This window comes from Nocardioides sp. (genome assembly GCF_035703625.1).
Classification (GTDB): domain Bacteria; phylum Actinomycetota; class Actinomycetes; order Propionibacteriales; family Nocardioidaceae; genus Nocardioides.
In genome coordinates this window covers 1-9,663 of the sequence record NZ_DASSXS010000239.1, presented here as the reverse complement: position 1 = coordinate 9,663, position 9,663 = coordinate 1, and the positions used below count along the sequence as shown (strand labels likewise).

Annotated in this window: 8 protein-coding genes; 5 read left to right on the top strand and 3 right to left on the bottom strand. The window is 74.5% G+C overall.

Annotation, left to right across the window (positions count from 1 at the left end; genetic code table 11):
• The first annotated feature begins 144 nt into the window (after positions 1–144).
• The 3 genes from VFN12_RS12390 to VFN12_RS12380 are packed head-to-tail and all read left to right on the top strand — an operon-like array spanning position 145 to position 3,984.
• Entirely contained in the window at positions 145–1,161 is a 1,017-nt protein-coding gene (locus VFN12_RS12390) for an FHA domain-containing protein (protein ID WP_325119006.1), read from the top strand.
• A complete protein-coding gene (locus tag VFN12_RS12385; RefSeq protein ID WP_325119005.1) occupies positions 1,158–2,141 on the top strand; it encodes an RDD family protein in 984 nt (327 codons plus the stop codon). The genes VFN12_RS12390 and VFN12_RS12385 overlap by 4 nt, the downstream gene beginning before the upstream one ends.
• A 13-nt stretch (positions 2,142–2,154) precedes the next feature.
• Complete coding sequence (locus VFN12_RS12380; RefSeq protein ID WP_325119004.1) at positions 2,155–3,984, top strand: helix-turn-helix domain-containing protein; 1,830 nt, start codon at positions 2,155–2,157, stop codon at positions 3,982–3,984.
• 27 nt (positions 3,985–4,011) lie between these two features.
• Here the strand turns inward: VFN12_RS12380 and VFN12_RS12375 are convergent, their stop codons facing one another.
• Together VFN12_RS12375 and VFN12_RS12370 are read right to left on the bottom strand one after the other, a co-directional pair.
• Positions 4,012–6,561, bottom strand: a complete 2,550-nt coding sequence (locus VFN12_RS12375; protein WP_325119003.1) for a DUF4153 domain-containing protein — start codon at positions 6,559–6,561, stop codon at positions 4,012–4,014.
• The gene (locus VFN12_RS12370) at positions 6,558–7,247 is read right to left on the bottom strand and encodes a response regulator transcription factor (RefSeq protein ID WP_325119001.1); all 690 of its coding nucleotides are present in this window, start codon (positions 7,245–7,247) and stop codon (positions 6,558–6,560) included. The genes VFN12_RS12375 and VFN12_RS12370 overlap by 4 nt, the downstream gene beginning before the upstream one ends.
• Before the next feature lie 98 nt (positions 7,248–7,345).
• Between VFN12_RS12370 and VFN12_RS12365 the strand changes: the two genes are divergently transcribed.
• Both VFN12_RS12365 and VFN12_RS12360 read left to right on the top strand, forming a co-directional pair.
• Positions 7,346–8,236, top strand: coding sequence for a Gfo/Idh/MocA family oxidoreductase (locus tag VFN12_RS12365; RefSeq protein WP_325119000.1), 891 nt, complete (start codon positions 7,346–7,348; stop codon positions 8,234–8,236).
• Positions 8,237–8,293: 57 nt separating this feature from the next.
• Positions 8,294–9,409, top strand: coding sequence for a DNA glycosylase AlkZ-like family protein (locus tag VFN12_RS12360; RefSeq protein WP_325118999.1), 1,116 nt, complete (start codon positions 8,294–8,296; stop codon positions 9,407–9,409).
• Between the two features lie 19 nt (positions 9,410–9,428).
• On the opposite strand, the gene VFN12_RS12355 is transcribed toward VFN12_RS12360, so the two are convergent.
• The coding region (locus VFN12_RS12355) for a GNAT family N-acetyltransferase (RefSeq protein WP_325118998.1) at positions 9,429–9,663 on the bottom strand (235 nt) is incomplete at its 5' end.

Here is a 9,663-nt window from a genome sequence, read left to right as displayed (position 1 = left end):
CCGGCTGGTGGCGGCGGCAGTGTCGGCCGGGGGAGAGGACAACGCCACGGCGGTCGTCATCGATGTGGTGGGATTGGCCTCAGAGAGCGCCTGTGACTCCCGGCGTGAGCGGGAGAGCCTGGAAGAGAAGCTGGGGGCCGTGCCGTGAGCGACGCGAGAGGCCGCTTCGGTCCGCACCAGTCCCGCGAGGGTGAGGATGCGGCCGAGCTGCGAGTGGTGAATGCGCGTGCCTACCGTCCCGGCGAGTGGTTCGCGATCTTCGGCGACCACGCCACTGTCGTGCTCCCACCTTCGGAGAAGGGTCGCGTCGCGCAGCTGTGGCACCTCGTCGACGACGGCGCGGGATTCGACGAGGTCCTCGACGCCCTGATCTCGGACGGGCTGCGCGAGCTGCCCGGCTTCGTGCTGGTCAGCGAGTCCGACGCCGACACCAAGGCGGTGGTCCGTGGTCCGGCCACCGCGCGCTTCACGACCCCTGAGGGCGAGGTGGAGCTGGCCGGTGCGGCCGCGACCACCTGGGTCGAGCAGTCCCTGACCGGCGTCACGGGGCTGGCCATCGATCTCGGCGACGACGGGGAGGGGCCGGACCTCACGGTCCAGAACGGTCTGGTGCGCGTCTCGCGGGTCCAGGAGCCACCACGCCGCGGCGCCCGCCCGGCGCCCGCCGGCCCGGAGAGCGCGGAGCCCGACACCGCCGAGACCCCCGTCGCCGACCGCGACGGGCTCACCCGGGCCGGGGGAGGCCTGCCGGACCCGCTGGCCGCGCCTGGCATCCCGGGGCAGGCACCCGCTCCGGACGTGGTGGCCCGGGCGGTGGCGCGGCTGGTCTTCTCCAGTGGCGAGACGGTCGAGGTCGACCGCCCGGTCCTGGTCGGCCGGGCCCCGCAGCCCCAGCGTCACCAGGCGTCGGAGGAGCCGCGGCTGGTGACGGTGCCCAGCCCGCAGCAGGAGATCTCGTCCACCCACCTGGAGGTGCGGGCGGGCTCGGGTGCCGACCACGGGTCTGCCGTGGTCACCGATCTCGGCTCGACCAACGGGACGGTGCTGGTGCAGCCCGGCCTCGCCCCGGAGGACCTGCCGGCCGGCGTCGCGGTGCAGCTGCTACCTGGCGCGATCATCGACCTGGGTGACGGGGTGACCATCCAGGTCACCAACCCGTGACCCAGCCCGCCGACGAGGCGACCATCGTGGCAACCGGCGCTTCGGTGCTCCCCGCGGCCGACCTCGACCGCAGGTTCTACGCGTTCGTCCTCGACCGGCTGATCGGCTGGTCGGTCGCCGGGCTCGCCGCGTGGGCGACCTACGGGCTCCTGTTCTCCTCCGGTGGCCCCGGCGCCGCCGTCCTGGTCGCCCTCGGAACGCTGCTGGTGGTCGGGCTGGCCATGGCGCTGGTCGCGGGCCTGCGGGGTACGTCTCCGGGGATGGCCGTCCTCGGGTTGCGCCTGGTGCACGTCGACTCCGGTGAGCCGATCGGAGTGCTCGCGGCGATCCGGCGTGCCCTCATCCTCGGCATGGCCACCCTGCCCACGTTCGGGCTGGGGGTGGCGACGCTGGCCTGGACCTCGGTGATGGATCCGGGCCGGAGGCGGCGGGGCTGGCACGACCTGGTCACCGGGTCGGTGGTGGTCGACGTCCGGCCCGCCCCGGAGGTGCCGGCGGTCGCGGCGCAGCCCACCCGCCAGATCGTGAACCTGACCGCCGCGCGGCTGGCGCCGCCGGTCGCCCAGTCACCAATCGCCCAGTCGCCGGTCGCCCAGTCGCCGTTGCCCGACCTCCCGGTGGCCACGGGCGCCTCCGGCCCCCCGTTGGCACGCTGGCGGCTCGCCTTCGACTCCGGGGAGACCCTGGTGGTGGAGGGCCTCGTCGTCGTGGGCCGTCGCCCCGAGCCGCCGCCGGGCGAGGAGGCGCGGCACGTCGTCCCGCTCCGGTCGGAGGACATGTCGCTCTCCAAGACCCACGCCCAGCTCCAGGTCGCGCCCGACGGCGTACTGGTCGTGATGGACCGTGGCTCGACCAACGGATCGGTGCTGATCCGCCAGGGTGTCCCGAAGGACCTGGTGGCGGGGAAGCCGACCACGTTGCTGCCCGGGGACGAGGTCGCCTTCGGCGACCGGCGGATGACTGTCGACCGGGAGCCCTGATGCGGGCGGACCGATGAGCCGATCGTTCCTGGACCTGCTCTACGACCAGGCCCCACGCTCCGCGTTCGACGACGTCGTGGCCGACGCGGAGCGGGCGGGAGCGTCCGAGGCCGAGCTGGCCGAGCTCCGCCGGGAGTACGACGTCGCCACCCGGCTGCGCGAGCTGATCGCCCGCCAGCAGGCCCGGGAGGCGGAGCTGACCGCGCTCTACGACACCGCCAGCGACCTGACCGCGATCCGCGACGTGGACGCCATCCTCGCCGCGATCGTGCGCCGGGCCCGTCAGCTGCTCAACGCGGACATGACCTACCTGTCGCTCAACGACGAGACCGAGGGCGCGTCGTACATGAAGGTGACCGACGGGGCGCTGACCCCGGAGTTCAAGGAGCTCCGCCTCCCGCTCGGGACGGGGCTGCTGGGCCTGGTCGCCCAGACCGGGGCGCCGTACTTCACCCCCGACTACCAGTCCGACGAGCGGTTCGTGCACCGCGGCTACATCGACGAGGCGGTCGCCGGGGAGCGGATCCGGGCGATCCTCGGCGTGCCCCTGGTGGTCGACGACCAGGTCATCGGCGCCCTGCTCGCGGTGCACCGCACGGTGCGGCCGTTCCCTCCTGCGGAGGTCAGCCTGCTCACGTCGTTCGCGGCGCACGCCGCGGTGGCCCTGCAGAACGCCCGGCTGTTCGCCGAGCTGGACCAGGCCAACCGGACCATGACCGAGCACACCGTCGCGGTCGAGAGCGCGGCCCGGGCACACGACCGGCTCACCGACCTGCTGCTCCACGGCGGCGGGGTCGTCGAGGTGGCCGGGGTGCTCGCGGACGAGCTGTCCGGGCGGCTGGCCGTGCACGACCCCGACGGCGACCTGATCGCCGGCGAGGCCGCGCCCGGCGAGTGGGACCGGGCGGTGGCCGAGTCGGTGACCTCGGGGCGGTCGGTGCGGCTGGACGACTCCTACGTGGTGGCCGCCCTGGCCGGCACGGAGCACGTCGCCACCCTCGTCCTGCACGACGTCGCCGGGTCGCTCGGCCTGGCCGAGCGCCGCACCCTCGAGCGTGGGGCCATGGTGACCGCGCTGGTGCTGCTGTTCGCCCGCACCGTCGCCGAGACCGAGAACCGACTGGGCGGGGAGCTGCTCAGCGACCTGTTCGACGGCAAGGCCGGCGACCCGGCGCTGCGTCAGCGCGCCCGGCGCCAGCACGTCGTGCTGGAGCCGCCGCTCGCGGTGGCGGTCGCGGCCACCGAGGGCATCGACCGGTACGGCTCGATCCGGGCGCTGGCGCGGCTCGCCGGCGACGGGCGCGGCCTGGTCGGTGAGTACCACGGCACGGTGGTGATCCTGGTCTGCGCCGACGATCCGCGCGTGGTGGGCGAGGAGGTGCGCTCCGCCCTCGAGCGCGCCGGCGGGCGGGCCACCGTCGGGGTGGCCGCCGCGAGCCCCGACGACCTCCGGCCGGCGTACGACGAGGCCCGCCGCTGCCTCGACACCCTGGTGACCCTGGGGCGGTCCGGCGAGGTCAGCGACCCGGCCGGGCTCGGCCTGGCCCGTCTCCTGCTGGGCGACAACGGGCCCGAGGAGCTGGCCGGCTTTTTGGAGTCGACGCTCGGTCCGGTGCTGGCCTACGACGACGCGCGGGGCTCGGAGCTGGTGGCGACCCTCGAGGCGTGGTTCGCCACCGGGGGTCGGCTCAAGGAGACCGGCGCCCGGCTGCACGTCCACCCCAACACGGTCTCCCAGCGGCTGGGCCGCATCGGCGAGCTGCTCGGCGCCGACTGGCGCGATCCCGCCCGCAGCCTCGACGTCCAGCTGGCGTTGCGGGTGCACCGCCTGCGGGCCCGCTGACCACGCGGATCAGCACCGGCCTCGCGGCTAGTCCGACTCCGGACAGTCGCCGGCGGGCGCGGTCGATGCCCCGGCCAGCACGTCGGCGGCGCGGGCCCGTCCGAGGTTCCACTCCAGCCAGTCGTCGGACGAGGCGGTCCGCCCGTCCAGTGCGCAGCTCTGGAGATCCTGGGGCAGCCGGGTGTAGACGGGCACCGCGTCGTCGGAGAGGTTGCGGAGGTAGGACCAGTCCACGCGACCGGTCTCGGCCTGGCGGTCCAGGTTGTGCTCGGCGATCCAGGCGTCGGGGTTGATGGCGGCCAGCCCGAGCAGGGCCAGGGCCCCGCTGAGGAGGGCGAAGCGAGGGAGCCACGCCCCCTTCAGCACCAGCCCCCCGGCGATCACCGCCAGGACGAGCAGACCGAGCCAGCCCTCGAAGACGTCGACGAGCAGCCGGAGCCGGGTGAACCCGTAGGCCTCCTGGTAGACGTGCATCCGGTAGAGCGCCGAAGCGACCACCACCAGCGTCTGGACGCAGAGCAGACCGAGTGCCGCACGCAGCCAGGTCCGGTCCGCGGTCGTCGCGCGGGGCGCCTTGCGGGCCGCGGCCCAGACGACCAGCAGCGTCAGCGCGGTGGCGACGGTGAGCTGCCCGAAGCCCTGGTGGACGTACTCCGCGTAGGTCAGGCCGGTCGTGCGCTGCAGGTAGTCGTGGCCGCCGAAGACCACGGTGGCCTGGGCGACCAGGAACGTCGCGAAGACGGCGTTGACGACGAGCACCGGGGCCAGCCACTCGAACCTGCTGGTGACCGGTCGGGCCTCACGGGCGCCACCGTCGACCTTCGGGGGATTGAGCGCGAGGTAGGCGGCCGCCAGCACCGTTCCCGTGACGGCCACGGCGACGAAGGTGCGCAGGACGAACGTGTCCACGGTGAGGTCCGGCAGCAGTGCGCCCACCCACTCAGCGACCAGGGCGTCGGCGGTGGCGAAGAGGACGCCGAAGACGAGCAGCCCGAGGGCGGAGAGCAGGAGGGTGCGCAGGATGGCGGCGCCCTGCCGTGGGCTGCTGAGACCGCTGAGGGTGCGGCCCAGCCACGGGAGGCCACGGAGCCCGGCCAGCGGCCAGGCCAGCCCGGCCAGCACGAAACCGGGCAGGGTGCGGCCGCGGGTCACCCCGCAGAGGCCCACGCCCGCCCCGGCCAGCAGGCAGAGCACCACGATCCACTCGGCGTCCCGCACCACGCAGGTGGCCACGAGGGCGACGTACACCGCGGCACAGGTGAGGGTGAACCGGTCGCGGCGGTGGCGGCTCGCGGCCACCACCACCCCCGCGCAGGCGAGCAGCACCAGGAACGTGCCGAGCCCGAGGTCGTGGAACGGCAGGACCATGCCGGCGAGGACGCCGGCCGCAGCAGCGCCGAGGAGGAGGTTGCGTCGGCCGGGGATCCCCCGGTCGGGCCAGAAGCCGGCGAAGAGGTCGTCGAGCAGCGACGGCGTCGGTACGGCGGCCGGCGCGGCCTGCGGTGCGGGGGGCGCCGCGGGAGGCTGGGGGGCGGTGGGCATGGTCTTCTCCTCGGGGGGATGGGTGGGGCGAGCGGTCGGGTCGAGGGGGAGGTCGACGCGGACCCGGGCGCCGTCGCGGCCGGTCCCCGGGTCGACGAAACGGATCGTGCCGCCGTGCAGGTCGGTGACCCACCGGGCGATGGCGAGGCCGAGGCCTGTCCCGCCGCCGCCCCCGGTCGGACTGAGGGTGCCGAACGGCTCGAACACCCGCTCGCGGTCGGCCGCCGGGACGCCGGGTCCCGCATCGGTCACCTCGACCCGGTACCGATCGCCGGCGCGCGTCGCGGTCACCAGGACGGTCCCGCCGTGGGGGCTGTGCCGCGAGGCGTTGTCGAGCAGGTTGGCCACGAGCTGTCGCAGCCGGGCGGGGTCGGCCCGGACGACGAGGTCGCCGGGGTCGACCCGGACGTCGTACTGCACGGGCCGGGCGAGGACCCGCGCCTCGGCGACGGCGTCGTCGAGGAGCTCCCGGATGGGGACGGGCTCCGGGGTGAGCGGGGCCTTCCCGGCGTCGACCCGGGCGAGGTCGAGCAGGTCGTCCACGAGGCGAGCGGTCCGCTCCGCCTGGTCGAGGGCGGCCGAGAGGGAGTCGGGGTCGCGGGCCACGCCGTCGACGAGGTTCTCCAGCACGGCACACAGGGCGGTCAGCGGCGTCCGAAGCTCGTGGCTGACGTTGGCGACCAGCTCGCGGCGCTCCCGGTCGACCCGTGCCAGGTCGCGTGCCATCGTGTTGAACGCGCGGGCGAGCTCGCCGACCTCGTCGTTCGATGTCTCGGTGACGCGGACGTCGTAGCTGCCGGTCGCCATGCGTCGTGCGGCCTCGGTCATCTGACGCAGCGGAGCGATCATGCCGACGGCCAGGAGCTGGGTGACGGCCAGGGCCAGCAGGATGGTCACCGGGATGCTCAGCCAGACCGGGACGCCACCGGCCCGGCCGAGGGTCGCGACCGCTGCGGCGACGGTGACGCTGGCGGCGACGAGCAGGCCGAGCTTGACCTTGAGCGAGGCGACCCGGGCGAGCGGCGGGGTGGTCACTCCCCGTCCCCCGCCTCGAGCGCGTACCCCACGCCGTGGGCGGTCCTGATCCGCTCGACACCCACCTTGGCCCGCAGGCCCTTGACGTGGCTGTCGAGGGTCCGGGTCCCGGAGGCGTCGGGCCAGCCCCACACCTCGGCCATCAGCTTGTCGCGGGTGACCACGGCACCGGGGGTCTCCGCCAGGCAGAGGAGCAGGTCGAACTCGGTCGGCGTCAGCCGGACCTCCTCTCCTCCGCACCACACCCGCCGGGCCGCGGCGTCGACCCGGAGGTCACCGACCGCGAGCGGCGAGCGGGCCACCAGCTCGGCGGCGCGCTGGACCCGGCGCAGCAGGGCGCCGATCCTGGCGACGAGCTCGCGCATCCGGAAGGGCTTGGTGAGGTAGTCGTCGGCACCCACGCCGAGGCCCACCAGGACGTCGGCCTCGTCGGCCCGCGCGGTCAGCATCAGCACCGGCACCGGCCGGTCGGCCTGGATCCGGCGGCACACCTCGTGGCCGTCGTACCCGGGCAGCATCACGTCGAGCACCACCAGGTCGGGCGAGTGCGCGCCGTACGCCGCCACCGCGCCCGGACCGTCCCACGCCCGCACCACGTCGTACCCCTCGGCCTCGAGGCGGTCGGAGACGGACTGGTTGATGATCGGGTCGTCCTCGACGACGAGGACCCGACGCGTGCTGGTCATGCCGGAAGGCTACGAGCGGCCGTGGTCGGGAAGCGTGTGCGACGTGTGGAGGTTCTGTGCAGGTCGGCCCCACCCCGCGGGCGCGGTAGCGTGCCGACGTGCGCTTCGGACTGGTCGGGACGGGTCCCTGGGCGGGCCTCGCCCACGGCCCGGGCCTGAGGGCGGCCGAGGGTGTCGAGCTGGTCGGGGTGTGGGGTCGCAGCCCGGAGAAGGCGCGCGTCCTGGCCACGGAGCTGGGTGTCCCGGCCCACGCCGATCTCGACGCGCTGCTCGCGGACGTGGACGCCGTCGCCTTCGCGGTTCCGCCCGACGTCCAGGCCGAGCTCGCGACTCGGGCCGCGCAGGCCGGGAAGCACCTGCTCCTCGACAAGCCGATCGCGATGACCGTCGGCGCCGCGCACGCCCTGAGGGACGCCGCTTCGGAGGCCGGCGTGGCCTCGGTGGTGTTCTTCACCGATCGCTTCCCCGAGACCTCGAGGGCGTGGTTCCGGGAGGTCCGGGAGGCGGGCGGTTGGCGAGGCGGATGGGTGCGCTGGTTCAGCTCGCTGCAGGAGCAGGGCAACCCGTTCGGCTCGTCCCCGTGGCGGCAGGAGAGCGGCGCGCTCTGGGACATCGGCCCGCACGCCCTCTCGACGTTGAGCAACGCCCTCGGCCCGGTCAGGTCGCTCACGGCCGTCGGTGGTGAGCGCGACCTGGTGACGCTGGTGATCCGGCACGAGTCCGGTGCGACCAGCACCGCGACGCTCACGGTGTTCGCGCCACCGGCGGCGGCGGGCTTCGAGGCCACCCTGTGGGGCGAGGGCGGCCTGTGTCCCATGCCGCCACGCCCCGAGATCGCAGCATCGGAGCTGCTGGCCGTGGCGGCCGAGGAGCTCGTCGAGTCGGTCCGCAGCGGCGAGCCCCACGAGGTCGACGTCGCGTTCGGCGCCCGGGTGGTCGAGCTCCTCGCGGACGCCCAGGCACAGCTCGACGCGGCCCCGTGCTCCTGAGCAGGCGTCCACCCGAGCCGGACGCCGTTCGTCCGGAATGAGTGCGAGGCTGCCGCCATGAGCACGGACACCGAAGCCTCGATCACGTGGTCACAGGCGCTGGCCTGGCGGATGGAGCGGCAGTTCCTCGACCCCGTGGGCTCCGGGTCGGTCGCTGACGTCGTACGCCGCCTCGGGGCGGTGCTGTCGATGGACGAGTCGCTGGCCGAGATCGCTGTCGCCGCACGTCGTACGACATCGCGTCCCGGCGAGCTCGCCGCCGCCCTGGCCGACGGCGAGGTCATCAAGGCGTTCGCCTACCGCGGGTCCATGCACTACCTCGCGCCCGAGGACGGAGGCATCTACCTGGCCATCCGCGCCGCCGGCCGGCAGTGGGAGCTGCCGAGCTGGGTGGAGCACTACCGGCTCGCACCTGCGGACTGGCCGGACTTCCGGGCTGCGGTGCGCGACGCCCTGAGCCACGGGCCGTTGACCGTGGCCGAGCTCGGGCAGGAGCTGGCGCGGCACACGGCCTACCGGCACCTGGAGCCGGTCTTCGACGAGGGCGCCGGCACGCTGATCAAGCCACTGTCCTGGCAGGGCGACCTGAGCCTGGGCCCGACACGAGACGGGCGGCGCACCGTGCAGCGCCTGGACGACAACCCCCGATGGGCCGGCATCCCCGACCTGGACGAGGCCGGGCCGCGCGCGGTCGCGGCGTACTTCCGGACCTATGGGCCGGCGACCGTCGGCCGGCTCCACTACTGGCTGGGCAACGGGCTGAGCGCCGGGCGCAAGCGGCTGGAGTCCTGGTTCGCGGGGCTCGGCGACCGGCTGGTCGCGGTCGACGTCGAGGGCACGGTGGCCTACGCCGCGCGCGAGGACGTCGACGCCCTCGAAGCCGCTGCTCCCTCGGCGGCGGTGCGGTTCCTCCCCGGGCACGACCAGTGGGTGATGGGCGCCGGAACCAAGGACACCCACGTCACCCCGTCGGACCGGCGCGAGCTCATGACTCGCAAGGCCAACCCGGTGATCCTGGGCGGTGTCGTGTGCGGCACCTGGGCGCGCAAGGGCGACGAGGTCACGGTCACCTGGCTCGACGGGCAGGCCCCACCCGCCAAGGCGATCGAGCAGGAAGCCGACCGGCTGGCCGCGATCCTCGACCGGGACCTGCGCCTGACGCGCGTCCCGTAGCCCGTGGGGAGCCGCGGGATCAGCCGGCTGGCTCCCGCGCGTCCAGGGAGTACGGCGTGGTGGTGGCCACCGCCCGCAGCCCGAGGTGCCTCAGGATCGGCCGTGAGTCGGGTGAGGTGTCGAGCCGCATGAACCGGTAGCCGCGCTCGCGGGCAAGCCTGGCCCGGTGGGCGACGGTGGCGCGGTAGAGGCCCCGGCGCCGCCACTCGGGCAGCGTCGAGCCGCCCCACATGCTGGCGAAGTCGGTGCCGGTC

Coding starts and splice junctions, on each gene's coding strand:
- VFN12_RS12360 (WP_325118999.1), top strand. CDS start 8,294: ATGAGCACGGACACCGAAGCCTCGATCACGTGGTCACAGGCGCTGGCC.
- VFN12_RS12370 (WP_325119001.1), bottom strand. CDS start 7,247: ATGACCAGCACGCGTCGGGTCCTCGTCGTCGAGGACGACCCGATCATC.
- VFN12_RS12380 (WP_325119004.1), top strand. CDS start 2,155: ATGAGCCGATCGTTCCTGGACCTGCTCTACGACCAGGCCCCACGCTCC.